Source organism: Flavobacterium aeripolare (assembly GCF_013294025.1).
Classification (GTDB): domain Bacteria; phylum Bacteroidota; class Bacteroidia; order Flavobacteriales; family Flavobacteriaceae; genus Flavobacterium.
On the sequence record NZ_JABSNL010000011.1, the window covers coordinates 76,343 to 102,654 of the forward strand.

A 26,312-nucleotide genomic window follows, 5' to 3' on the forward strand; every position below is an offset into this window, starting at 1 on the left:
TTACCTTAGTATTCGCTCGTTCGGTTTCAAAATTACTATTTCATGAATAAATTTTACACGCTATTACTTTCGTTATTTAGTTTGCTTACTCATGCGCAAAACCAGGAACACATTTATGACATTTCGGTTAATGGGAATACTGTTGGTGAACTAACTGTTTCAAAATTAGTAGAAGGAGAAAAAACTACCTACAAACTTAATAGCAAATCAGTAATTTCTCTTTTTAGAAAAACGACAATAACTACTTCATTTATAGGTGTATTTAAAAATAACATTTTACAAACTAGCAGCTACATCTCACAAAAAAACAGCAAACCCTACGACAACAGCATAATTACTGAAAACAATGGCGTTTATACGATAACTCGCAAAGGAAAAAAAGCTACAATCAATAAACCTATTAAATACGTGACTTGCTTGCTGTATTTTGAAAAGCCCGTTGTAAACGAACCCTATTTTGACGTACTCGAAGCCGTTTTTAGTCCTATTACGGCAGTGGATCAAAACAAATACGTATTAATTGATTCCAGTAATAACGAGAAAACAACTTATGATTACCTCAACGCTGTCTTGCAACAAGGCAGTACGAAGCATGTTTTATATGATTTTACATTTACTTTGAGAAAGTAAAGCTGACAATGAGCTTTTTAACAGCAAACAATACATCAAAGTCTTTTAAAACTATACTCTTTCAATAGAAACAATCAATTAAGCCGGTTTTAGAATAAAAAAACTCTCTACAAGAGCGAGTTTTATAAATGAAATTATGTGATTAATTATCTAAACGATGATCTCGATCCAGATGAAGAAAAGATCGCGGCCATTCTACTTGCTTGCCCATTAGAGAACATATACATTCCTTTATCATCAGTATAATCCATATAGTTCATATACATTTCTAAAGGAGTTCCTGTACATGTACTTCTAAGCCCAGCAGCTGGCACACCATAATTAGGTGCGTCGTGTGAAGGCGTGTCAGTTACTAAATCAGAACCACAGTTTGCATCACCCCAAATATGGCGTAAATTCATCCAATGTCCTACTTCATGAGTAGCTGTTCTACCTAAATTGTAAGGAGCAGCGGCAAGACCATTTGTACCTGTACAATAGTTACCACACACGATTCCGTCTAAAGCTGCGGTCGTTGTACCAGGAAATTTACCATACCCTAATAATTGACTATTATCTGATTTTCTTCTAAGGTTAGAAACCACCCAATAATTTAATTTTGTAGTAGGAGAAGTTGCTGTTATACCTGTTGAAGCACTCTTCATAAATTCATCTTCAGAATACCATACTGTTCTTGTCGTTGCTTTTCTGATTACCTGATCGATAACAAATTTAACGTTCAACGCACCTCTAACACTATTGTAAGCATTGCTTGAATTATAGTCTGAATTTGTACCTTGAAAATCAGCATTCAAAACATCAATCTGCGATTGAAGCTGAGCTAATGAGACATTTTCGGCAGCTGTACTGTAAAGCACATTGAAAACAACAGGAATTTCGAGAACACCATTTATTAGTTTACCACTAGCCATTGCTTTAGCATTCTTTAACTCCATCTCTTGTAATCGTTGGGCTAATGTAGGATCATTTTTTAACTGGATCTCTAGCATATCTTGCGTTGCACACGATCTCTTGGTCGCGATTGAAAATGCAGCAGGCGTTACTTCTAAATCAGACTCGTCATTTTGACATGAAAATACGAGGAGGGCAACGCTGAAAACTAACAATAATTTTTTCATAGTAGGCAATGTTTAAGATTAGGGAATATTAAATATTTTATTAAAATAATTAACAATATTATACCTATTTAATCAATATTCAAAACGAATTGTTAAAATTATATTAAAATAATTAGTTATTATGCATTAGCCTTATATAAAAGACATATAACAATTTAATAGTCAGACAATTAATTACTAGCTGCCCAATTAAATACTAGAACGATACGGCTACCCTGAGAAGAAAGAGACATGCAGTAGATTAGCAACCTTCGACCACGCTGTTAAACTCAAACTAACAGCATTGTTAATCTTCAGCCAATTTCCCTGAGACAGCCATAAAAATGATAATTAGTATTCATTTTTCCTTTATAATCCGTATTTTTGCAATCTTAATTCAATCTAAATAAGACTTGCGTACCACGATAAATTCACTTAAAAAAGGAGAGAAAGCCATTATCAAAGATTTTGATATAGATGTTATTCCGTTGAAGCTACTTGAAATGGGTTGTTTGCCTGGAAACACTGTTGAGCTGTTACAAATAGCTCCTTTTGGTGATCCTTTGTATTTAGATATCAATGGTTCTCATTTAGCCATTCGTGTGGAGACAGCAGCCGAAATTGAAGTTGAATTGATCAAAATCCAACTTTAAAATGATTAATCAAAATATAAATGTTGCTTTAATAGGGAATCCTAATGTAGGTAAGACGTCCGTTTTTAATCAATTGACAGGACTAAACCAACAAGTGGGAAACTATCCCGGAATTACAGTGGAGAAAAAAATTGGGTTTTGTAAATTACCTAATAATGTTAAAGCGAATATCTTAGATTTACCAGGAACTTACAGTTTAAACGCTAGCTCTATTGACGAGAATGTAGTGATCGAACTACTATTGAATAAAAACGATAAATTATATCCTGACGTTGCTCTTGTAGTAACTGATGTCGAGAATCTAAAACGTAATTTATTACTTTTTACACAAATTAAAGATTTAGAAATACCCACGATTTTAGTCATTAATATGGCTGACAGAATGGAACATAAAGGAATTTCTCTTGACATACCTTATTTAGAAGAACAGCTTAAAACTAAAATTGCTTTAGTAAGTTCGCGCAAAGGTTTTGGAATCGAAGAATTAAAAAAACTAATTGTTACTTACAAAACCATATCGAGCGAACCTTGCTTGAATGCTTCGATAATCGATCCTGAGTATTTTAGCAGTTTGCGCAAAGCGTTCCCAGGACAATTATTATACAAATTATGGTTGGTGATTACACAAGATGTGAATTTCCTAAACTTAGAACGTAAAGAAATTCATAGTTCGTTTACAAAATCACATACTGATTTAAAGCGTTTACAACAAAAAGAAACTATAAAAAGGTACCAGTTTATAAATGATACTTTAAAGGTAGGGTTGACAGTAGATACATCAGTAGCTAAAGATTTTCGCTCAAAGCTAGACCGAGTATTAACGCACAAAGTGTGGGGATATGTTATTTTCTTTTTAATATTATTTGTAATATTTCAGTCTATTTTCGAATGGTCAAAACTTCCCATGGATTTCATCGATAGCAGTTTTGCCTCGTTGAGTACTTGGGCAAAAGACAGCTTACCAGACGGCGTACTTACAAATTTAATTTCACAAGGAATTATTCCGGGTATTGGAGGAATTTTAATCTTTATTCCGCAAATTGCATTTTTATTTTTATTCATATCCATACTTGAAGAAAGTGGGTACATGAGTCGTGTAGTCTTTTTAATGGATAAAATAATGCGAAATTTTGGACTATCAGGTAAAAGTGTTGTTCCGTTAATTTCGGGAACAGCCTGCGCAATTCCAGCAATTATGGCAACACGTAACATCGAGAACTGGAAAGAACGATTAATCACTATACTAGTAACTCCTTTTACAACTTGTTCAGCTAGGTTGCCAGTTTACGCAATTATAATCGCACTTGTTATCCCAGATAAGCGCGTTCTAGGAATTCTTAATTTACAAGGACTAACTTTGATGTTGTTGTATTTATTAGGTTTCGCAATGGCGATATTTTCTGCTTATGCTTTAAACAAGGTCATGAAAATAAAAAGTAAAACGTTTTTTGTGGTCGAAATGCCAAATTACAAATTGCCTATGTTTAAAAATGTAGCCATTAATGTAATCGAAAAGACAAAAGCATTCGTTTATGGAGCTGGAAAAATCATTCTTGCCATATCTATCATTCTATGGTTTCTTGCTTCTTACGGTCCAGGAAAACAATTTAATAATGCCGAAGAAATCATAAAGGCAAAAACTGAAAGTGCCACACTTACACCACTTGAATTAGAGAATGAAGTAGCCTCTTTTAAATTAGAGAATTCATATATAGGTCTTATGGGTAAAACTATAGAACCTGTTATATCTCCTCTAGGTTATGATTGGAAAATAGGTATTGCAATCATTAGCTCATTTGCAGCACGAGAAGTATTTGTAGGGACATTAGCAACAATCTACAGTGTGGGAGGTAGCGACAATGACGATACCATAAAAAATAAAATGGCAGCCGAAATCAATCCTGTGACTGGAGAGAAAGTATTCAATTTCGCTTCTGGTATCTCTTTATTACTTTTTTATGCCTTCGCTTTACAATGTGCAAGTACATTAGCAGTGACAAAGAAAGAAACCAATTCGTGGAAATGGCCTTTAGGTCAACTGATATTCATGAGTGGATTTGCCTATTTACTAGCATTAATCACGTATCAAATCTTAAAATAAAATAGTATGTTACAAGAAATTATAGCCTTTATAATCCTTGGTTTAGCCCTAGGGTTTTTAACAAAAAAATATTTTTTTAAAGCAAAGAAATCATCTAAGAGTTGTGGTAGCAATGACTGTGGTTGCCACTAAAAAATTGCAATAAAAAAACGCAAAGTAAATTTATATTACTTTGCGTTTTTTTTACTATTAAACAGACGCTGTCTTACTCACTTAATTACACAACCTTTCTTAACTGAATTTTACAAATAAGTTAGAAGCAATTTTATTCGAAATAGATAATGATTTCCCATCAACACGTATTCTAACCGATTGGTCAAAACTTTCTCTCGCTAAAATTTCGATCTTCGAACCCAAAGCAATTTCTTGCTTATCTAGATATTTTAAAAACTCTGAAGAAGTGTCTTTTACTCCTACGCAAATTCCTTTTTGATGCACTAAAAGCTCAGAAAGCAACTGCTTTTCAATTTTAAAAATTTCACCTTGTGCATTTGGTATAGGATCTCCATGCGGATCTTCGGTGGGGTTGCCTAAAAAATCATCCAACTTATTGATCAATTTCTCTGATTTAATGTGTTCTAATTGCTCGGCTACATCGTGTACCTCATCCCAAGAGAAATCTAATTTCTCCACTAAGAAAACCTCCCATAAACGGTGTTTTCTAACGATCATTTTAGCAGCAAGTTTCCCTTGATCTGTTAAGGAAACGCCTTGGTATTTTATATAATTTACCAAATCCTTTTCGGCTAGCTTTTTAAGCATGTCGGTTACTGATGAGGCTTTGGTCTCCATCATTTCGGCAATCGCATTAGTACTCACATCAGTGTTAGAAATTACGGTGAGATGGTATATAGCTTTGAGATAATTTTCTTCGGAAAGTGTCATGGTGTCTTTGTGTTTTTAGCCCTGATTGCAGCGGCATCCTTGCTCTTTTTTCTTAAAAAGAGCAAGATATAGCGGAAAGCAGGAAATAGCTCCTAATTATTATTCTCTTACAATTAATAGCGGAATGGTAATTTTATGTCTCAATTTATCTACAGTAGTTCCAAAAATCAAATCCTTGAAACCAGTGTGACCGTGTGTTCCCATTACTAAAATGTCAAATTCGCCTTCATTTATAATTGTTGGAATTACTTTATTAGGCTTACCAAAACCAAGCTGAATACTGACATTAAATCCTTTTTCGAATAACATTTCTTTGTATTCCTCAAGTAATTTCTCGTCAACTAAAGTCTCGTGATCATCAATGTGCTCTCCATACATTAAAGCTCCTACAGTTTCTACAATATGAATCAAAGTATATTTTGCCTGCTTCCCTCCTAGTTCAAATGCACTATTTAAAGCAGCCTCATCAGCAGCAGAGAAATCAACTGTAACGGCTATATTCTTTTTATCATAATCTTTAGATTTAGAAAAACGCAGCTTTAAATTATTCGGGGAGTGATTATGAAAGTCGGCTTTTGACTTAGATATAAAAGGCTTGATCACGATATATAGTAGCAAAATCAAGAAAGCAAAAGCTAGCGGAACTACGGTAAGCCATAGAACAATAGGGTTTTCGGCTGTTTCAAGCCATCCTGTGATTTCGTCAAGAACTAATTTCCCGTTCAAGATAACGATGATCGAAGCAACAATCCAAGAAGCAATTTGTGTCCATTTACCAATATGAAATCCGCGCATTTTTGACTTATCGCTCACAAAGTGAATCAACGGTATAATAGCAAATCCCAACTGCAAACTTAAAATTACCTGACTAAATATTAGCAATTTTCCGGTTACGCCTTCGCCAAAAATTGTAATTACAATAACGGCTGGAACGATTGCAATTAATCGGGTAATGATACGACGCACCCAAGGTTGGATTCTTAAATTTAAATAGCCTTCCATGATAATTTGTCCCGCAAGGGTTCCTGTTATAGTCGAACTCTGTCCTGCAGCGATTAAGGCCACAGCAAACAATATAGGTGCCCACTTTGTACCTAGCAACGGTTGTAAAAATTTATGTGCATCTTGGATTTCGGCAACGTTATGCATACCTACTTTATAAAATGTGGCTGCTGCCAAAATTAAAATAGCAGCGTTCACAAAAAACGCCAAGTTTAAGGCAATAGTAGAGTCGATTAAATTGTATTTTAAAGCTTGTTTGATTCCGGCTTTTGAGCGATCAAATTTTCGGGTTTGCACCAGTGAGGAATGCAAGTATAAATTGTGTGGCATTACTGTAGCACCAATGATACCAATGGCAATGTACAAAGCGGTTTCGTTAGGCATTGTTGGAATTAATCCCAGCATCACTTTGTCTAGTTCCGGTTGGGCAAAGAACATTTCGAACACAAAAGAAACTCCAATTACCAAGACTAAAGCAATGATAAAGGCTTCCATTTTTCGAATTCCTTTATTGATTAAAAATAGTAGTAGGAAAGTATCTAGAACCGTAATCATCACTCCTTCGATCAACGGAATATCAAATAATAAATTAATACCAATCGCCATTCCTAAAACCTCAGCAAGATCACAAGCAGCAATGGCAATCTCTGCCAGAAAATACAAGATATAATTGATAAACGGAGAATACGTCTCGCGTGACGCTTGTGCTAAATCGCGTTGGGTAACGATTCCTAAACGGGCACTTAAACTTTGCAATAGCAAGGCCATGATGTTACTCATTAATAAAACCCAAAGTAAAGAATACCCAAACTGGCTTCCTCCTGCTAGATCGGTTGCCCAGTTTCCTGGGTCCATATATCCTACACTTATTAAATATGCAGGACCAAAAAATGCTAATATTTTACGAAAAACTGATTTCTTATTCTGAGTGGAAACGGACTCGTTTACCTCTTCTAATGACTTACCCATTTGATAACTATTTAAGACAAATGTAATTATGTTTTTTTGCTAAATCAAATATAATTTTTAGATTTGTCTAAATTTAATATTTACTATAACCTAAAAAATATATTTTGAAAACCTTAAAAGTCGCCTTATTACTACTCTTGACAAGCATTTCCTTTGCTCAATCGGGTCTAAAAGGAACAGTTACCGCAGATGGAATGCCATTGCCACAAGCGAATATTTTGATCAATAAAGCATCAAAATCTATAGTTTCAGATGCCGATGGAAATTATTTTATAAAAGATTTGGCCGAAGGTGATTACGAAATCGCCGTTTCCTATACTGGTTTTCGCACAGAAAAACGACAAATTACTCTTATAGATAGCACCGAAACCATTCTTGATTTTAAATTGAGAGAAGACAATTCCCTAGACGAAGTGGTCATTACGGGAACTATGAAACCGGTAAGCCGTTTAGAAAGTCCTGTTCCTGTAGAAGTGTACAAGCCTACGTTTTTCAAGAAAAATCCAACATCAAATATCTTTGAAGCTTTGCAAAATGTAAACGGTGTGCGTCCGCAATTGAACTGTAATGTTTGCAACACGGGAGACATTCACATTAACGGGCTTGAAGGACCTTACACTTTAGTGCTCATCGACGGTATGCCTATCGTGAGCGGTTTGTCTACGGTTTATGGCTTATCTGGAATTCCGAATTCGCTTTTAGAACGCATTGAAATCGTCAAAGGCCCAGCCTCTTCGCTTTATGGTAGCGAAGCCGTGGGTGGATTGATTAATATTATCACTAAAAATCCAACAAACGCTCCTGTATTTTCAGCAGATTCATTTATCACAGATTATGGCGAACTCAACGTAGACCTAGGTTTTAAAGGAAATGTAGGTAAAGCAGCTTCTGTTTTAACGGGAGTAAACTATTTTAACTATAGTAATCCCGTTGACAACAACAACGATAATTTTACCGATGTTACTTTGCAAGACCGCATCTCCGTTTTTCAAAAATGGAATTTTAATCGAAAGAGCAACAAGCAGCTCTCGCTTGCCGGACGTTTTTTCTATGAAGACCGATGGGGTGGCGAACTGCAATGGAATAAAGGCTTTCGCGGAGGCGATGAAGTATACGGAGAAAGTATCTATACCAAACGCTGGGAACTATTGGGCGCCTACGAATTGCCTACGGTAGAAAAGATGCTTTTTTCGTTCTCTTATACAGACCACGATCAAAACTCGGTTTATGGAAACACGCCCTATTTAGCAAAACAGCGCATTGGTTTTGGACAATTGACTTGGGATAAAAAAATAAACAAACACGATTTGCTTTTTGGAACCGCGCTGCGTTACCAGTATTATGATGACAACACCACCGCAACAGTAACGGAAGATGTAAACTGGATTCCGAGTTTGTTTGTGCAAGACGAAATCGCCTTCAACGACAAACACAAAATTTTGTTAGGAGCGCGCTACGATTACAACAACAACCATGGAAATATATTTACGCCAAGATTTGCCTACAAATGGAAAATCAATGACAATAACATTCTGCGTTTCAATACTGGGACAGGTTTTAGAATCGTCAACCTTTTTACCGAAGAACATGCCGCACTAACAGGATCAAGAGACGTTATTGTACTCGAAGATTTAAAACCAGAACGTTCTATTAACGCCAACATAAATTACCTGAAAAAGTTTTATACCAACAATGGAAACTTCATTGGGCTAGAAACAACGGCTTGGTACACGCGATTTAGCAATTCGATTATTCCAGATTACGATACCAATCCCAACCAAATCATCTATAAAAATCTTGATGGCCATGCCGTAACAAAAGGAGTCAGCGCCAATCTTGATTTTGTGTTCAACAATGGGTTGAAAATGATTCTTGGGGCAACGTATATGGATGTATCCAAAACTGAAAATGGTATTACCACACAACAAATATTAACCGAGAAATTCTCGGCTACTTGGGCGATTTCGTACAGAATCAATAAATTATTTCTTGATGTTGACTACACTGGAAATGTCTATGGACCGATGCGTTTGCCATTATTGGGAGGCTTAGATCCAAGGCAAGAATACTCGCCTACATGGAGCATTCAAAACATTCAATTTACATTTAATAAATTAAAGAATATCGAAATCTATGCGGGTGTAAAAAACTTGCTAAATTGGACCCCAAACAAAGGAAACCCTTTCATCGTTGCCAGAGCAAATGATCCATTTGACAAAAATGTACAGTTTGATAGCAGCGGCAATGTGCAAGCAACTCCAGATAATCCGTATGCCTTAACATTTGATCCTTCGTATGTGTATGGACCCAATCAAGGTGTGCGCTCTTTCTTTGGAGTACGCTATACTTTGAAGTAATTATAAAAATCGCATGAAAAATACACTACTCTTACTCGTTTTATTTTGCGCAATGCCGTCTGGTTTTGCGCAATTAAAAACGCATACTTTTCAAGAAGCCGAACAATTATCAAAAGCCAACCCAAAACCCATCGTAGTTTTTATCCATACTTCGTGGTGCAACTACTGCAAAATGATGGAAAACAGTACCTTTAAAAACAAAGAAGTGGTTGCAGAGTTGAACGACAATTTTTATTTCGTATCCTTTGATGCCGAAACCAAAGAGCAAATAATTTTTAATAATCATGCCTTCAAGTTTAAACCAACGGGCACCAATACTGGCATTCATGAGTTGGCAACAGCATTAGCAACTATAAACGGTCAAGTGGTCTATCCTACGGTAACCATTTTAGGAACTGATACTTCGATTGTTTTTCAACAGCATTCGGTTATTCGAGCAAAGGCAATGCTATCTATACTTCAAAAAGCAAACGGTCTTTAGACAAAGTGAAGCTGACTTTTATTTAGATTAAAATCTGAAATACTAGCTGTGAAAATCTGCCAAATCTGCGTGCACTGTTTTTTCACGCAGATTTTCACAGATTTCACAGATTTTCAAAAGAGCTAGCAAGAATTAAAAAATAACCACCGATTAATTCAAACGAAATTGCATTTTAAATAAATCCTAAAATCTGGTGTAAAATCAAAAACCAATACCATACGTTTTACAAACTCAATACATTAAATAAATACTGTAAAAAATGGCTTATTATAATTTTGGCTACAGCCTAAAAAATAATATCACTATTTTTGGAATAAATTTCGAATACACTTTATGAAAAACTACGATTACATTTTTACAGGCTCGGGTTTAGCAGCATTGATGACGGTGTATAAAATGATCCAATCGGGTGATTTTAAGGACAAATCTATTTTGCTAATTGACCAAGACACTAAAAAAACCAACGATCGTACCTGGTGTTTTTGGCAAGAAGGAACGTCGACTTGGGATCAATCCGTGTCTAAAAAATGGGACTCGGCATTGTTTGCTAATGCGCATTTTAAGAGAGATTTAGACCTACAATCTTACCATTACAATCAAGTTAAAGGACTCGATTTTTACAATCAAGTATTTGATTTGATTTCGAAACAAGAAAATATTCACTTTCTAAACGAAACGGTGACGGATATTAACGAACTCGAAACGCACGTATTTGTCGCAACCGCTACTGAAAATTTTACCGCAAGCGCCGTTTTTAATAGTATCTATCGAAAAGCCGAAGTGGAAACGCAAACCCAATATCCGGTGTTGCAACAGCATTTCATCGGTTGGTTTATAAAAAGTAAAGAAGCTGCTTTCAATCCAGAACAAGCTACTTTTATGGATTTCTCGGTGGCTCAAAAAGGCAACACCCGTTTCATGTATGTGTTACCAACAGCAACTACCGAAGCTTTATTGGAGTACACTTTGTTTTCGCATGATTTATTGGCGAAAAGCGAATACGAAAGCGAAATTCAAAACTACATTTCGAAACTCGGTATCACTGACTACGAGATAATCGAAAAAGAACAAGGCAGCATCCCAATGACTTGCTACCCTTTCTGGAAAAAAAACAGCCAACGCGTTTTGAATATAGGAACTGCCGGCGGATGGACCAAAGCCAGCACCGGATACACCTTTAAAAATTCTGATAAAAAATCGACCCAATTAATCGCTTTTTTGAAACAAGAAAACGATTTTAGAAAGTATCATAAACGTAGCAAATTTTGGTTCTATGATTTACTCTTGTTAGATATCTTAGACCGGAAGAACGAAAAAGGAAATGCGATATTCTCGTCCATGTTCAAAAAAGGAAGTCCCGCGCTGATTTTCAAATTCTTAGACGAAGAAACCTCTTTTTATGAAGATATTAAAGTGATCTTAAAATGTCCTAAAACGCCTTTTATCTGGTCATTAGTTAGATCTGTGCGCTATCTTTTCTAATAAAACTAGGCGGCTATCAAACAATAACAAAACTTTATAGTTGATGTTATAGAGTTCATTGTAAACTTCGTAACTTTGCACATTCAAAACTAATATTTAAAATATAACGATATGTATCCACAAGACATGGTACTCCCAATGCAAGCTGAATTAACAACTGCAGGGTTTCAAGATTTACATACTGCTGAAGAAGTAGCAAACGCGATAAAAGCAGAAGGAACAACACTAGTAGTTGTGAACTCAGTATGCGGTTGTGCAGCAAGAAACGCACGTCCAGGAGCAAAAATGAGCTTAGACGGTGCTAAAAAACCAGACCACTTAATCACTGTTTTTGCAGGAGTTGATAAAGATGCAGTAGATGCAGCAAGAGAGCAAATGTTCCCTTTCCCTCCATCTTCACCATCAATGGCGTTGTTCAAAAACGGAGAATTGGTTCACATGTTAGAGCGTCACCACATTGAAGGTCGTCCAGCTGAAATGATCGCTGAAAACCTACAAGATGCTTACAACGACCACTGTTAAGACTTTTGTTTTAAAATAAGGTGCTCTAACTTTTACGTAAAGAGCACAAAATTTATTTACCGCAAATTCCCAGATTATTTCTGTGAGTTTGCGGTTTTTTTTGGAGCTATTTCCAGCCCCCGATGCTTCGGAGCATAGGTAGATACCTGCGCTAACGGTTGTGGTTGCTGAACATACAATTAACATTCTTTGATTTTAGTATTATTAATAGCATCAATGATTCTATTTGTTGTCATTAAACCACTTGAGAGCCTTATCAAGTTAAACTTTACACAAAAATCAGCATCTGTTTTTAGTTCCCTATAAAAACCAATATTTTTATAAAATGAAAAAATCGATACTTACTCTTTGCGTTTTAGCAGCCGTTACTATCTCTTGTAATTCTAAAAAAGAAAATCAGGACGAAATTGTTAAAAAAGAAACTACTGAAATGGCTAAACCGCTATCTAAAGCAGATTCTATTATCAATACTGCCATAAAAGCTCATGGTGGTGAATTATACGCTAAAGCCGATTATTCATTTACTTTTAGAGATAAAAAATACCGTTTTAAAAATGACGGTAACAATTACGAATATTCATCTGAGGTACAAAAAGGAGATTCACTTATCAAAGATGTAATGATCAATAGTGATTTCACTCGTTACATTAACTCTCAAAAACAAAATCTTACTGCTGAAGATGGCGGTAAATACGGGGAATCATTGAATTCTGTTATTTATTTTGCTACGCTTCCGTACAAACTTCAAGATCCTTCTGTACATAAAAAGTATGTAGAAGAAACAACTATTAAAGGCAAAAAGTACGATGTAATCGAAGTGACTTTTGGTCAAGATGGTGGCGGAAAAGATTTTGATGACCAGTACCAATATTGGATCAATAAAGAAACACACTTAATGGATTACTTCGCATACAATTACCAAGTCAATGAAGGTGGTGTGCGTTTTAGAGCTGCTTTCAATACAAGAGTAGTTGATGGTGTTACTTTTCAAGATTACATCAATTATGAAGCGCCGGTAAAAACCCCTTTGAAAGATTTACCCGCTTTATACGAACAAGGTAAATTAAAAGAAGCTTCAAAAATATTGACCGAAAACGTAGTTGCTAATTAAATCTAAAAAATATCTTGTTAGCAGTAGTCATTACAAGTAGCCCAGATAGCAGCGGCATCCTCTTGTGGTAGCTATAGCGGACACAAGAGATATAGCGAATAGCTGGAAATAGCTCCTGAAAAAATACCGCAAATTCGCAAATTAAAAATCTTTAGCTATTGCTGTAACTTGAAATTAAATTAAGTAGTAGTATTCAGCAAAACGCCTTTGAAAGATTTACCCACTTTATACGAACAAGCTAAACTAAAAGAAGCTTCAAAAATATTGACCGAAAACGTGGTTGCTAATTAAATCTAAAAAATATCTTGTTAGCAGTAGTCGTTACAAGTAGCCCAGATAGCAGCGGCATCCTCTTGTGGTAGCGATAGCGGACACAAGAGATATAGCGAATAGCTGGAAATAGCTCCTGAAAAAATACCACAAATTCGCAAAATAAAAATCTTTATGAAATTACTTTACTCCGGAACTCTAAAGATTTAAAAATCTAAAACTTTGAAACTCCTAAACTCTGAAGCTTTGAAACTCTGTAACTCTGTAACTCTGCAGCTTTGAAACTAAGAGACCAAGAAACTTTGCCACTTAGTCACTTTTCCGTACTTTTGCAAAAAAAATTTTTCACACTTAAACCGTTTATAGCATGCAACTGTATAACACTTTAAGCGCAGAAGAAAGAGCCATCATGATTGATGATGCCGGAAAACAAAGACTTACTTTGTCTTTCTATGCTTATGCGCAAATTCAAGATCCAACACAATTTCGTAACGATTTATTCCGTGCTTGGGACCTGCTAGTGGTTCTTGGTCGAATTTATGTAGCCAAAGAGGGAATTAACGCTCAGTTATCACTTCCGGCAGATAACTTCTATGCTTTTAAGGATACAATCGAGCAGTATGATTTCATGCAAGGAATGCGATTGAATATTGCCGTAGAGCATGATGACCACTCGTTCTTGAAACTGACGATTAAGGTTCGTGACAAAATTGTTGCTGATGGTTTGAATGATGAAACTTTTGATGTGACAAACATTGGCGTGCATTTAAAAGCAAAGGAATTCAATACTATTTTAGACGATCCCAATACGATTGTGGTTGATTTTAGAAATCACTACGAAAGTGAAATTGGCTATTTTAAAGGGGCGATTACACCAGATGTGGATACTTTTAGAGAGTCATTGCCTATCATCAACGAACAATTAAAAGATTTTAAAGAAGATAAAAACTTAGTGATGTATTGCACCGGAGGAATTCGTTGTGAGAAGGCTTCGGCTTATTTTAAACACCAAGGTTTTAAAAATGTATACCAACTTGAAGGTGGAATTATTAATTACGCCAAACAAATCAAAGAGGAGAATTTAGAGAGTAAATTCATTGGTAAAAACTTTGTGTTTGATCACCGCTTAGGCGAAAGAATTACAGACGACATCGTATCTAAATGCCACCAATGCGGAAAGCCTTGTGATGTACACACCAATTGCATCAACGAAGGTTGCCATTTATTGTTTATTCAGTGTGAAGACTGTGCGCAGGCCATGCAAGGATGTTGTTCACAGGACTGTGTAGACGTGATTCACTTACCAGAAGAGGAGCAAAAAGCGATTCGTCGTGGCGTGAAAAACGGCAATAAGATTTTCAAAAAAGGGAAATCGGACGTGTTAACTTTCAAGAACAGAGAGGCGAATGTTGATCCTTTGGCGGCAGTTCCTAACCTTGCTGATTTAACAAAATCGAAAGCGTTGGCTAAAAAAGAGCCAAAGATTAAGAAACAGTACATAGGAAGTGGAACACATTTTTATCCAAAACCAAGTATTGGACAATTCAACATCGAAGAAAATGAAATCAACGTAGGCGATACTATTTTAATTAAAGGAATGACTACCGGTGAGCAAAAACTTGTATTAACTGAGATGCAGGTAAATGATGTAAAAGCTAATAAAGCTGTTGCAGGAGATGTTTGCACCTTCAAATTACCGTTTAGAATACGATTGTCAGATAAGCTATATAAGATTTTAGACTAGATACATCCTTTTAAAAAAATTAAAAAATGCCTATTTCAAATCGTTGAAATAGGCATTTTTCATTTAACCAACTCAAACCCATCAAGTTGTTAACTATTGCAACTTACGCTTAAAAAATACTATCTTTACACATTAAACGTTTTAAGAACATAAGTTGTGCGCGTCACAACACTATATATAAAATTATGGCATGTACAAGTTGTTCAACTTCTGATGGTGGCTCACCTAAGGGTTGTAAAAATAATGGGACTTGCGGCACCGATAGCTGCAATAAATTGACAGTATTTGATTGGCTTTCTAATATGAGTTTACCAAACGGCGAAGCACCATTTGACTGTGTTGAAGTTCGCTTTAAGAATGGTAGAAAAGAGTTTTTTCGCAATACTGAGAAGCTAACGTTATCAATGGGTGACATTGTTGCTACAGTTGCTTCCCCAGGTCACGATATTGGAATTGTTACACTAACTGGAGAGTTAGTTAAAATCCAAATGAAGAAAAAAGGAGCAAATTACAATGGTAACGAGATTCCGAAAATATATAGAAAAGCATCTCAAAAAGACATTGACATTTGGTCAGCAGCTCGCGAGCGTGAAGAACCTATGAAAGTAAGAGCGCGTGAATTAGCCATTCAGCACAAACTAGAAATGAAAATATCTGATATTGAATTTCAAGGGGATGCATCCAAAGCTACATTTTACTACACTGCAAACGATCGTGTCGATTTTAGAATGTTGATTAAGGATTTTGCTAAAGAATTCAGTACTAGAGTCGAAATGAAACAAGTAGGTTTCCGTCAAGAAGCAGCTCGTTTAGGAGGAATTGGATCTTGTGGACGCGAATTATGTTGTTCTACATGGCTAACCGACTTTAGAAGTGTGAATACATCGGCAGCACGTTACCAGCAATTGTCTTTAAACCCTCAAAAGTTAGCGGGACAATGTGGTAAATTAAAATGTTGCTTGAACTATGAACTAGATACGTACATGGATGCTTTAAAAGGCTTTCCTGATTTTGAAACTAAATTAGTTACCGAAAAAGGAGATGCTATTTGCCAAAAGCAAGATATTTTCAAAGGATTAATGTGGTTTGCTTATACTAACAATTTCTCAAACTGGCACGTTCTTAAAATTGATAAGGTAAGAGAGATCATGGCTGAGAACAAATTGAAAAATAAGGTTTCGGCACTAGAAGACTATGCTATTGAAATCATTCAGGAAACTGAAAAAGACTTTAATAACGCGATGGGACAAGAGAGTTTAACTCGTTTTGACCAACCTAAGAAAAGTAAGAGAACTAATAAAAAGCCTAAAAAAGCAGGAGAAAATGTAATTGTCGCTAACAATAAAAAACCAGCTGACAATAAAATTGTTCCTACCGCTAAAAAGCCTGCTCATAAAAAATCGAGCAATCAAAATGAGAAAAAACCGGCTGCTGCTCCCGCTACTACAGCGCAAGCAAACGCACCGAGAAAACCTATAATTATTAAAAAAAATGAAGCTAAAAAATAGCATTCTAGTACTTTTAATAGCTGTAGTATTTTGTTCTTGTGACAAGACTAGAGTTTTTGATGAATATAAATCTGTTGGAAGTGCTTGGCACAAAGACAGCATTGTAAGTTTTGATTTGCCACAACTGGACTCAACACAGCGTTATAACATGTTTATAAACGTGCGAGATAACGACAATTATAAATTCAATAATTTATTTTTGATTGTGTCTTTAGAGTTGCCTAATGGTTTTACAAAAATTGATACTTTAGAATATCAAATGGCAGAACCTGATGGTACGCTTCTAGGCAATGGATTTACAGATATCAAAGAAAGTAAATTGTTCTACAAAGAGGGTGTACGCTTTAGAAGCCCATACAAAGTAAGTATTAAACAAGCGGTTAGAGAGACTGGTAAAATACCTGGAGTTCAAGAGCTTGATGGAATAACAGAAGTAGGTTTAAGAATTGAAAAAATAGAATAATAGTATATGACTACTAAAAAAAACAATAATCCAGGCAAGAACAAGTCTAACGATTACAAGCGCTATACAAAGAATTTTTGGAAGTTCTTTGCGTACGGAATCAGTGGAATAATTTTACTTTTCTTACTTGCTTCGTGGGGACTTTTTGGAACGATGCCTTCATTTGAGGATCTTGAAAATCCAGATTCTAATTTGGCCACTGAGATCATCTCTGCTGATGGTGTTGTGATTGGAAAATACTTTCAACAAAACCGTTCACAATTAAGATATTCTGATTTACCTAAAAACTTTGTAGATGCACTTGTAGCTACTGAGGACGAGCGTTTTTATGAGCACTCAGGAATCGACGGTCGCGGAACTTTGAGAGCCATCTCAAGTCTAGGACGCGCCGGTGGAGCTTCAACGCTTACGCAACAACTTGCAAAACAATTGTTTCACCGCGAAGGATCAAAATTTTTACCATTTAGAATTGCTCAAAAAATCAAAGAATGGATTATTGCTATTCGATTAGAAAGACAATACACTAAAAACGAAATCATTGCAATGTATTGCAATGTGTACGATTTTGGTAATTTCTCTGTGGGTGTTAGTTCAGCAGCCCAAACTTACTTTTCAAAAACACCTAAGCAACTTACCGTAGACGAATCAGCTATACTGGTAGGGATGTTTAAAAATTCTACTTTATACAACCCTGTAAGAAATCCACAAGGAGTAAAAAATAGAAGAAATGTTGTATTGGCTCAAATGGAAAAAAGCCACATGATCACTACTGCTGAGAAGCAAAAATACCAAGAGTTACCGATCACTTTAAAATTTAAATTAGAAAGTCATAGAGAAGGAACCGCAACGTATTTTAGAGAATACTTACGCGATTATATGAAAAAATGGGCTGAAGAGAATAAAAAGGCAGACGGTTCTGATTACGATATTTATAAAGATGGTTTAAAAATCTACACTACAATAGATTCTAGAATGCAATTACATGCTGAAGCAGCTGTATCAGCGCATCTAGCTAATTTACAAGAAGAGTTTTTTATTCAAGCAAAAACAAATAAAAACGCCCCTTTTGTAAATATTTCCGACAAAGAAACACAGCGTATTCTAACACAAGCAATGAAATCATCAAATAGATGGTCAGTCTTAAAATCATTAGAAAAAACAGACGAGGAGATTATTCAATCCTTTAATGTAAAAACTAAAATGACCGTCTTTACCTGGAAAGGTGAAAAAGATACTACGATGACTCCTATGGATTCCATTCGTTACTACAAACACTTCTTACAATCAGGTTTAATGGCTATGGAGCCACAAACTGGAAGCATTAAAGCATGGGTTGGTGGTATCAATTATAAATATTTTCAATACGATCACGTAGGTCAAGGAGCAAGACAAGTAGGGTCTACCTTCAAGCCGTTTGTTTACGCCACCGCAATCGAACAATTAAATATGTCTCCTTGCGATTCAATCATCGATGCGCCTTTTACAATTCCTGTAGGACGCCATCACGTGACTGCATCATGGACACCACGTAACTCTGACAACAGATATAGAGGAATGATTACTTTGAAAAAAGCATTAGCAAACTCTATCAACACAGTTTCTGCTAAGCTTATGGATAAAGTTGGTCCTGAAGCAGTAGTTAAATTAACGCACAAATTAGGTATTAAGTCAGAGATTCCTTTACAACCTTCTATCGCACTTGGTGCAGTAGACATCACTGTAGAGCAAATGGTAGCAGCTTACAGCACCTTTGCCAATCAAGGAGTATACAATAAACCACAATTTTTATCTCGCATTGAAGACAAGAGCGGTGTCATAATTTACGAACCCATCCCTGAGTCACACGATGTATTGAATAAAGATATCGCATTTGCCATTATAAAATTACTTGAAGGCGTTACCGAGGGTGGTTCTGGAAATAGATTGAGAACGCAAGGTGGCGGTAATGGTTACAATAGAATCACAGGGTATCCATACATGTTTACAAACCCTATCGCAGGTAAAACAGGTACCACACAAAATCAATCTGATGGTTGGTTTATGGGTATGGTTCCTAACTTAGTTACCGGTGTTTGGGTTGGTTGCGAGGATCGTTCGGCACGTTTTAAAAGCATCACTTACGGTCAAGGAGCAACAGCTGCTTTGCCAGTTTGGGCTTATTTCATGAAATTGTGTTACGCTGATAAAGACTTAAAAGTATCTAAATCAGAATTTGAGCGTCCAGCAAATCTTTCTATAAAAGTGGATTGTTATGCCGCACCAAAAATAGTAGACACAACAGCTGTTCAAAATACAGATGAATTCGAATTTTAAAATAATTAGAAGCTAATCCAGCTCTACGCTATATCTTTCTGGCTGAACCCCAGCCACAAAGGATGCCGCTTTGATCTGGGCTAAAAAAAATACTATTAATTACACTATTATAACCGCAATACATGATTAATAAAAAAGTAAACAGTGTACAAGAAGCACTAGAGGGAGTACAAGACGGAATGACTATTATGTTAGGTGGTTTTGGTCTATGCGGAATTCCTGAGAATGCCATTGCTGAACTTGTAATCAAAGAGACTAAAGAACTGACCTGTATTTCTAACAATGCAGGAGTAGATGATTTTGGATTAGGATTGCTTTTACAAAAGCGCCAAATCAAAAAAATGATCTCTTCTTACGTGGGCGAAAACGCAGAGTTTGAACGTCAAATGCTTTCGGGCGAATTAGATGTTGAGCTAACTCCACAGGGAACTTTAGCTGAAAAATGCCGTGCTGCTCAAGCTGGTATTCCTGCTTTCTTTACACCAGCAGGTTACGGTACTGAAGTAGCCGAAGGCAAAGAAACACGCGAATTCAATGGTAAAATGCACATCATGGAGCTAGCTTATACTGCTGATTTTGCTATTGTAAAGGCTTGGAAAGGCGACGAAGCGGGTAACCTAATTTTCAAGGGAACCGCTCGTAATTTTAATGCTTGCATGGCAGGTGGTGCTATAATCACAGTTGCCGAAGTAGAGGAATTATTACCTGCCGGATCACTAGATCCAAACGAAATTCATATTCCAGGAATCATGGTTCAACGCATTTTTCAAGGTGAGAAATTCGAAAAAAGAATCGAACAAAGAACTGTAAGACAAAAATAGCATCAAGTGCTTACTGACTTACAGTGATTATTTTTATAAAAAAAACGTAATAATCTTTAATGCCACAGCGGTTTAAATAAAAGTTTATGTTAGGAAAAGAAGAAATAGCAAAAAGAATAGCCAAGGAGGTACAAGACCGTTTCTATGTGAATTTAGGAATAGGCATTCCAACATTGGTAGCCAATTATGTTAGAGAAGATATTAATGTAGAATTTCAAAGTGAGAATGGAGTTTTAGGCATGGGTCCGTTTCCTTTTGAAGGAGAAGAAGACGCAGATATTATTAACGCCGGAAAACAAACAATAACAACCCTAGCGGGCGCTTCATTCTTTGATTCGGCTTTTAGCTTTGGTATGATTCGCTCTCAAAAAGTAGATTTAACTATTCTAGGCGCTATGGAAGTAGCGGAGAATGGTGACATTGCTAACTGGAAAATACCAGGAAAAATGGTAAAAGGTATGGGTGGTGCTATGGATTTAGTAGCCTCTGCTGACAACATTATCGTTGCTATGATGCATGTCAATAAAAAAGGAGAATCAAAAATACTTAAAAAATGTACGCTTCCCTTAACTGGTGTTGGTTGCGTTAAAAAAGTAGTAACAGAACTTGCAGTACTCGAAGTTACTCCTAAGGGTTTTAAATTATTAGAGCGCGCACCAGGAGTTTCTGTAGAACATATCATTGCTTCAACTGAAGCTACATTAATCATTGAAGGAGAAATTCCAGAGATGATTATCGATTAAAACACCTATTGAATTAGTGATAATTCATGAAGATATCAGGTTGCTTTTTTAAATAAAAGCAACCTTTTTTTTAGTCAAAATCAATATTAAGATTAGCCAAAATACTTTTACTAAAAGGCTTTTCTACAAAATTTACAATCTTAGCATACTGTGCTGCTTTGTCTTTATCCTCTTGATCCACAGATGATGTCACCATTATTACTTCTATGGGATGACAAAAACCCTCCTCGTGTATCACATCGAGCAATCCCCAGCCATCCATAACAGGCATATTCACATCAAGAAACAACAGGACTGGCCTAGTATCTCCCTTTATGCTCGCAATATAATCTAGAAATTTTTGTGCAGAATTAAACGATTTAGACTCTTCGCTAAGGGCTACACTTTGCAAAATTTTTCGATGCAGAAATAAGATGATATCATCGTCATCAACAACCACTACGTTATAATTCATCTGAGTTTATTTTATTGATGGTTTCTGTTTTTTTAACAACTGCCCTAATTATCGTATCTAACTCTTTCCCTGATTCGAAAAAATGACTAAGCAAATGTTCGTATTCTAGTGGTACCATTTTAGATTCTATCATAAAATCAACTATGGACATCATCTTAGCCAGCGGTGCTCTAATAACGTGAGAATGGGTCCACGCTATGTCTTTCAAGCTCTTATTTTGAGCTTCGATAGTAGCAATATGCTGTATGTGCTTAGTGATATCATTAGCCATAACCAACTTAGCCCGTTGATTGTCAAAAAATATCAAATTACTTTGAATCTCAACATCTATAATGTCACCTTCCTTAGATTGATGTCTTACATATCGTTGTTTTAAATTATCTTTATATTGATCAAAAGAATTGACCTCATCATCAAACAAATGATAGTCCTCAGGGGGTCGGATTTCTTTAGTCGTCATTTCTAAAAACTCCTCTTTAGAGAAACCATATTTCTCTATTGCCGCTTTGTTCACATCTAAAAACCTAAACGTACCCAGATCATAAACCCACATAGGCAAAGGACTGAGGTGAAAAAGGTCACTATAACGTGACTTAGCTAACTCGTAAGAGAAAAAAATCTTTTTACGCTCTATAGCGCAAATAATACTTTTATGTAGGCAAGAAACCTCTAATTCTTCTTTGACTAAATAATCAGAGATACCGCTTTTAATAGAATCTAGTGCAAAGTCAATGTGCTTGTGAGGAACAACTGCTATAATAGGGCATAGATAAACGAGTTCTACCACCTCTGCGACAACCTGATCCATTGCGATATCAGGTAATGTAGGACTTAATAAAACAACATCAAAAAATTTATCTGAGCTAGATAAAATGGTCGCAGCCTCACTAAAGTTTGCTGCATGCCTAACATCAGACACTAAATTTGCTTCTTTAAGCAACTGTCTAATTTTTCCATAGTCTACCTCGTTATCCTCGATAACTAAAATAGCATATGTTTTAACGGCTTCAATCATTTTATCAAATTTAAAATTAATCTAAGATTACTTTGAATTCTCTAACTCATTTTGAAAGTAGTGCCCTATCAAAGACACTAAGTTATGCAAAATTGTCTCGATATCTAAATAATTAAGGCAAAAGCTACTCTGGCACTTCATTATCAGCACCTTTTGGAATCGCATTAATCAATTTCTTAGTGTATTCTCTCTGTGGATTAGCGTACAACACATCGGCATCAGCAATTTCCTCAATTTCTCCCTTGTTCATAACTAGTACTTGATCACTCATGTATTTTACAACCGCCAAATCATGTGAAATAAACACATAAGTAAACCCAAAATTCTCTTTGAGTTCGTTGAGCAAATTTAGCACTTGTGCTTGAACAGAAATGTCTAAAGCAGAAACTGACTCATCGCAAACAATCAATTTAGGTTGTAAAGCAATCGTTCTAGCAATCCCTATTCGCTGCCGCTGCCCTCCCGAAAATTCATGTGGGTAGCGATTAAAAACAGCTGCAGTCAACCCTACGCGTTCAAGAATTTCGATTGTTTTAGCTTTTCTTTCTTTATCATTTTTATGCAATCCATGTACCTTCATCGGTTCCATTATAGCAGGTCCTACTGGAATACGCGGATTTAAAGAAGAATAGGGATCTTGAAAAATAATTTGAATTTCTTTTCTTAGTTTTTTAATCGCTTTTTTATCTAGCGTAGTGATATCAACTCCTCTGTATATAATTTGGCCAGCCGTCGCTTTATCAAGTTGCAATATTGCGTTCCCTAAGGTCGACTTACCACAACCACTCTCCCCTACTAATCCTAAAGTTTCTCCCTCATACAATTTAAAGCTGACATTATTAACCGCTTTGAAGCCCGTTTTTTTTCCAAAAAATCCTGCTGTAGAAAAATACTCTTTATCAACATTTACAACCTCTAGCAAAGGCGCTTGAGCATACAACTTATCGTGGAACGCAGCTCGATCTGCTGGACTCACAGTTGCAGTATTGATAGTATTGCTTAAAAAATCTTGAATAGTAGGCAACCTTTTTAATCTAACATCTAAAGAAGGCCTCGATGCTATTAATGCTTTTGTATAATTGTGTTGTGGGTTTTTAAAGATCTGCTGCACCGCTCCTTGCTCTACAATTGCTCCTTTGTACATTACTAAAACACGATGTGCAATATCTGAAACTAAAGACAAATCATGAGAAATAAAAATAATGCTCATTCCTGTTTCTTGTTGGATATCTTTAAGCAATTGTATAATTTCTTTTTGCACTGTAACGTCAAGGGCCGTGGTAGGCTCATCAGCAATAAGTAATTTTGGTTTACATGCTATCGCCATCGCAATCATAACCCTTTGCTTTTGACCTCCAGAGATCTCATGCGGATATTTATCGAAAATTACTTCTGGATTAGGCAGTTTTACTTTTTCAAAAAGAGATAGCGTTTCGTTTTTACTCGCTGACTTAGACAAACTAGTGTGTTGCAGTAAAATTTCTTGCACTTGAAATCCACATTTTAATGAAGGATTTAGCGAACTCATAGGTTCTTGAAATATCATAGCGATATCATTACCTCGTAAAGCTTGTAAATCTCCCTCTGCGAGTTCCTCGATTGATTTACCGGCAAATATAATTTTACCGTGAGTTACTTTTGAAATAACCTTAGGCAACAATCCCATAATGGCGAGAGAAGAAACAGATTTTCCTGATCCAGATTCTCCCACGATACCTAAAATTTCGTTTTGGTGTAAATCGTAATTAATCTCATGGATTACGGCAGTATAACTTCCTTCTTTCTTAAAAGAAATTGCTAATTCTTGTACAGATAATAGTGGCTCAGTCATGGCAGTAAAAGTAACTATTTAAGATCTAATTAAAATGAGGAATAGTATATTAAACATGAATTATTTCATCCTCGATTAATAGACTCTCTTGACGCAATCGCAGCAATACTTGAGCAACTGCAATCGTATCTTTTTCACAATACGTAATAATCCGATCGATATCTTTATCTACGTAATAGACCTGCCCTACTTGACTACCATCGATATCCCCTTTAGGTGAAGGAATCCCAAGAACTTTACACATTAACTTAAGCGAAGTATAGTGTTTATAATCACCAAATTTCCATAGTTCAAGCGTATCTAAATGCGGAATTTCCCATGGTTTCTTACCAAATAAATTTAACTTATTAGGAATAGTGATGTTATTGATGATCATGCGTCTTGCCAAAAACGGAATATCAAATTCTTTAATATTATGTCCGCAAAGTAGGTGTTGCGCTTGATTAAAATGATTGTTAAGTAAATTATTGAAGTCTTTTAAAATTGCAGGTTCCTCACCAAAAAAAGAGGTCACTCTAAAATTACGTATATCCTGCTTGTTCACAAAATAACCTACAGAGATACAGACTATTTTACCAAACTCAGCCCAAATCCCTGCACGATCATAAAATTCCTCTGCAGAATATTCTTCTTTACGCTGGTACTTTGTTTTCTGTTCCCATAGTTCTTGCAACTCTGTGTCTAGCGTGTTGAAATCTTCATTTTCTGGAACTGTTTCTATATCAAGGAAAAGAATATTATTGAGATTTATTTTTTCTATCATGTTTGAAAATTTTGGTAAAATAATAACTTGACATTTATTTTAAAATAAGCTTTGCTGTCGCATTGGGTTTTCATGTTCTAATAGCCATTTTTTACGCCATAGCCCGCCAGCATAACCTGTAAGAGAACCATCAGATCCAATAACACGGTGGCAAGGTAATACAATCCACAAAGGATTTTTGCCATTTGCAGCAGCCACTGCACGAATCGCCTTGACATCACCTAGTATTTTTGCTTGTTCTAGATAGGTTCTGGTTTTTCCAAAAGGGATTTCTTCAAGTGACTTCCAGACTTTCTTTTGGAAATCAGTCCCTTGTGGATTCAAGTGTAAATCAAACGCATTTCTCTCACCTGAAAAATACTCATTTAATTGTGAGACAGCTTCCTGTAAACAACTTGGAATCTCGTTAGATAGCGCAACGTCCTCCACTAAAGATAATGTAGCAATGCCTTGCTTGTCTCCTTCTATTTTTGCGATACCTAATGGTGTTTGAATATAAATAGATTCCATTTTTTAAAGATATTGTTTTTTAATAACAGAGCGAAATTGCAGCATAAAAAAACCATCCCTAACGAGATGGTTCTTATTTTTTAGCCTTGATAGTAGCGGCATCCTCTTGTGGTGGTGTTCACCACAAGAGATATAGCGAATAGCGAGAATAGCTCCTTCAACTACTTTGCATTACTATAAATATACGCTTCGAGTCCTTTTAACTCCTCATCGCTCATTGCTTTTGTGAGTCCGAAGTTTGTTTTCATTACCTCATACTGACTTGGATCAACAATAGGCTTAGCATCATCTTTTAAAAAAGCGACAATATTACCGCCCTTAGCTTTATAAATTGAAGCGATTTCTTGAATACTTGGTCCCACCACTTTTTGATCTACCTGATGACAAGCAACGCAATTCCCTTTTCCGCTGAAAATTTGTTTTCCAAGTTCTACAGGAGTTTGGTCCTTTGCTGGCATACCCTCAGATATTTCATTGTCTACAGCAGCTCCAAAAGATTCTGTCTCTTGCTTTTTACAAGCAAAAGCCAACAATACAAAACCGCAGATTATTAATTTTTTCATGATTTTAGATATTTGTTTATCAAA

At 35.9% G+C, this 26,312-nt stretch carries 23 protein-coding genes; 14 read left to right on the forward strand and 9 right to left on the reverse strand.

Annotation, left to right across the window (positions count from 1 at the left end; all coding sequences use genetic code 11):
- The first annotated feature begins 42 nt into the window (after window positions 1-42).
- Window positions 43-630, forward strand: coding sequence for a DUF6134 family protein (locus HNQ00_RS13045; protein ID WP_173838940.1), 588 nt, complete (start codon window positions 43-45; stop codon window positions 628-630).
- 146 nt (window positions 631-776) lie between these two features.
- On the opposite strand, the gene HNQ00_RS13050 is transcribed toward HNQ00_RS13045, so the two are convergent.
- Window positions 777-1,748 (reverse strand): zinc metalloprotease, encoded by a 972-nt coding sequence (locus HNQ00_RS13050; RefSeq protein ID WP_173838941.1) that lies wholly within the window; start codon window positions 1,746-1,748, stop codon window positions 777-779.
- 392 nt (window positions 1,749-2,140) lie between these two features.
- Here HNQ00_RS13050 and HNQ00_RS13055 point away from each other — a divergent pair, with 392 nt between their 5' ends.
- Complete coding sequence (locus HNQ00_RS13055) at window positions 2,141-2,380, forward strand: FeoA family protein (protein ID WP_026707881.1); 240 nt, start codon at window positions 2,141-2,143, stop codon at window positions 2,378-2,380.
- Window position 2,381: 1 nt separating this feature from the next.
- A complete protein-coding gene (feoB, locus tag HNQ00_RS13060; RefSeq protein ID WP_173838942.1) occupies window positions 2,382-4,481 on the forward strand; it encodes a ferrous iron transport protein B in 2,100 nt (699 codons plus the stop codon).
- A 231-nt stretch (window positions 4,482-4,712) separates the two neighbouring features.
- Here the strand turns inward: feoB and HNQ00_RS13065 are convergent, their stop codons facing one another.
- Together HNQ00_RS13065 and HNQ00_RS13070 are read right to left on the reverse strand one after the other, a co-directional pair.
- Window positions 4,713-5,366 (reverse strand): metal-dependent transcriptional regulator, encoded by a 654-nt coding sequence (locus tag HNQ00_RS13065; RefSeq protein ID WP_173838943.1) that lies wholly within the window; start codon window positions 5,364-5,366, stop codon window positions 4,713-4,715.
- Between the two features lie 99 nt (window positions 5,367-5,465).
- Complete coding sequence (locus tag HNQ00_RS13070; protein WP_173838944.1) at window positions 5,466-7,337, reverse strand: Nramp family divalent metal transporter; 1,872 nt, start codon at window positions 7,335-7,337, stop codon at window positions 5,466-5,468.
- Between the two features lie 104 nt (window positions 7,338-7,441).
- Between HNQ00_RS13070 and HNQ00_RS13075 the strand changes: the two genes are divergently transcribed.
- The 11 genes from HNQ00_RS13075 to HNQ00_RS13125 all read left to right on the forward strand — a co-directional run bounded on the left by HNQ00_RS13075 (window position 7,442) and on the right by HNQ00_RS13125 (window position 21,152).
- The gene (locus tag HNQ00_RS13075; RefSeq protein WP_173838945.1) at window positions 7,442-9,694 is read left to right on the forward strand and encodes a TonB-dependent receptor; all 2,253 of its coding nucleotides are present in this window, start codon (window positions 7,442-7,444) and stop codon (window positions 9,692-9,694) included.
- 13 nt (window positions 9,695-9,707) lie between these two features.
- Window positions 9,708-10,175, forward strand: coding sequence for a thioredoxin family protein (locus tag HNQ00_RS13080; protein WP_173838946.1), 468 nt, complete (start codon window positions 9,708-9,710; stop codon window positions 10,173-10,175).
- A 333-nt stretch (window positions 10,176-10,508) separates the two neighbouring features.
- Entirely contained in the window at window positions 10,509-11,657 is a 1,149-nt protein-coding gene (locus HNQ00_RS13085; RefSeq protein WP_173838947.1) for a lycopene cyclase family protein, read from the forward strand.
- A gap of 111 nt (window positions 11,658-11,768) precedes the next feature.
- The gene (locus HNQ00_RS13090; RefSeq protein ID WP_173838948.1) at window positions 11,769-12,179 is read left to right on the forward strand and encodes a BrxA/BrxB family bacilliredoxin; all 411 of its coding nucleotides are present in this window, start codon (window positions 11,769-11,771) and stop codon (window positions 12,177-12,179) included.
- 325 nt (window positions 12,180-12,504) lie between these two features.
- Window positions 12,505-13,290 (forward strand): DUF6503 family protein, encoded by a 786-nt coding sequence (locus HNQ00_RS13095; RefSeq protein ID WP_173838949.1) that lies wholly within the window; start codon window positions 12,505-12,507, stop codon window positions 13,288-13,290.
- A 637-nt stretch (window positions 13,291-13,927) separates the two neighbouring features.
- The gene (gene trhO / locus HNQ00_RS13100) at window positions 13,928-15,304 is read left to right on the forward strand and encodes an oxygen-dependent tRNA uridine(34) hydroxylase TrhO (RefSeq protein WP_173838950.1); all 1,377 of its coding nucleotides are present in this window, start codon (window positions 13,928-13,930) and stop codon (window positions 15,302-15,304) included.
- A gap of 185 nt (window positions 15,305-15,489) precedes the next feature.
- Window positions 15,490-16,812: a PSP1 domain-containing protein gene (locus HNQ00_RS13105; RefSeq protein WP_173838951.1), complete on the forward strand. Its 1,323-nt coding sequence runs from the start codon at window positions 15,490-15,492 to the stop codon at window positions 16,810-16,812.
- The gene (locus tag HNQ00_RS13110) at window positions 16,796-17,275 is read left to right on the forward strand and encodes a gliding motility lipoprotein GldH (protein WP_173838952.1); all 480 of its coding nucleotides are present in this window, start codon (window positions 16,796-16,798) and stop codon (window positions 17,273-17,275) included. The genes HNQ00_RS13105 and HNQ00_RS13110 overlap by 17 nt, the downstream gene beginning before the upstream one ends.
- 6 nt (window positions 17,276-17,281) lie before the next feature.
- On the forward strand, window positions 17,282-19,588 hold the full coding sequence (locus HNQ00_RS13115; RefSeq protein ID WP_173838953.1) for a penicillin-binding protein 1A: 2,307 nt from the start codon (window positions 17,282-17,284) through the stop codon (window positions 19,586-19,588).
- A gap of 122 nt (window positions 19,589-19,710) precedes the next feature.
- Window positions 19,711-20,409, forward strand: coding sequence for a CoA transferase subunit A (locus tag HNQ00_RS13120; RefSeq protein WP_173838954.1), 699 nt, complete (start codon window positions 19,711-19,713; stop codon window positions 20,407-20,409).
- 86 nt (window positions 20,410-20,495) lie between these two features.
- Window positions 20,496-21,152 (forward strand): 3-oxoacid CoA-transferase subunit B, encoded by a 657-nt coding sequence (locus HNQ00_RS13125; protein WP_173838955.1) that lies wholly within the window; start codon window positions 20,496-20,498, stop codon window positions 21,150-21,152.
- A gap of 70 nt (window positions 21,153-21,222) precedes the next feature.
- On the opposite strand, the gene HNQ00_RS13130 is transcribed toward HNQ00_RS13125, so the two are convergent.
- From HNQ00_RS13130 to HNQ00_RS13155, 6 genes are all read right to left on the reverse strand, one after another.
- A complete protein-coding gene (locus tag HNQ00_RS13130; protein WP_173838956.1) occupies window positions 21,223-21,606 on the reverse strand; it encodes a response regulator in 384 nt (127 codons plus the stop codon).
- Window positions 21,596-22,621, reverse strand: coding sequence for a PAS domain S-box protein (locus HNQ00_RS13135; protein ID WP_173838957.1), 1,026 nt, complete (start codon window positions 22,619-22,621; stop codon window positions 21,596-21,598). The genes HNQ00_RS13130 and HNQ00_RS13135 overlap by 11 nt, the downstream gene beginning before the upstream one ends.
- A 124-nt stretch (window positions 22,622-22,745) precedes the next feature.
- Window positions 22,746-24,452 (reverse strand): ABC transporter ATP-binding protein, encoded by a 1,707-nt coding sequence (locus HNQ00_RS13140; RefSeq protein WP_173838958.1) that lies wholly within the window; start codon window positions 24,450-24,452, stop codon window positions 22,746-22,748.
- 49 nt (window positions 24,453-24,501) lie between these two features.
- On the reverse strand, window positions 24,502-25,215 hold the full coding sequence (locus HNQ00_RS13145; RefSeq protein WP_173838959.1) for a 3'-5' exonuclease: 714 nt from the start codon (window positions 25,213-25,215) through the stop codon (window positions 24,502-24,504).
- A gap of 39 nt (window positions 25,216-25,254) precedes the next feature.
- Complete coding sequence (locus tag HNQ00_RS13150; protein WP_173838960.1) at window positions 25,255-25,725, reverse strand: methylated-DNA--[protein]-cysteine S-methyltransferase; 471 nt, start codon at window positions 25,723-25,725, stop codon at window positions 25,255-25,257.
- A 161-nt stretch (window positions 25,726-25,886) separates the two neighbouring features.
- Window positions 25,887-26,288 carry a c-type cytochrome gene (locus HNQ00_RS13155; RefSeq protein ID WP_173838961.1) on the reverse strand — a complete coding sequence of 134 codons (402 nt, stop codon included), beginning with the start codon at window positions 26,286-26,288 and terminating at the stop codon, window positions 25,887-25,889.
- Window positions 26,289-26,312: the final 24 nt, after the last annotated feature.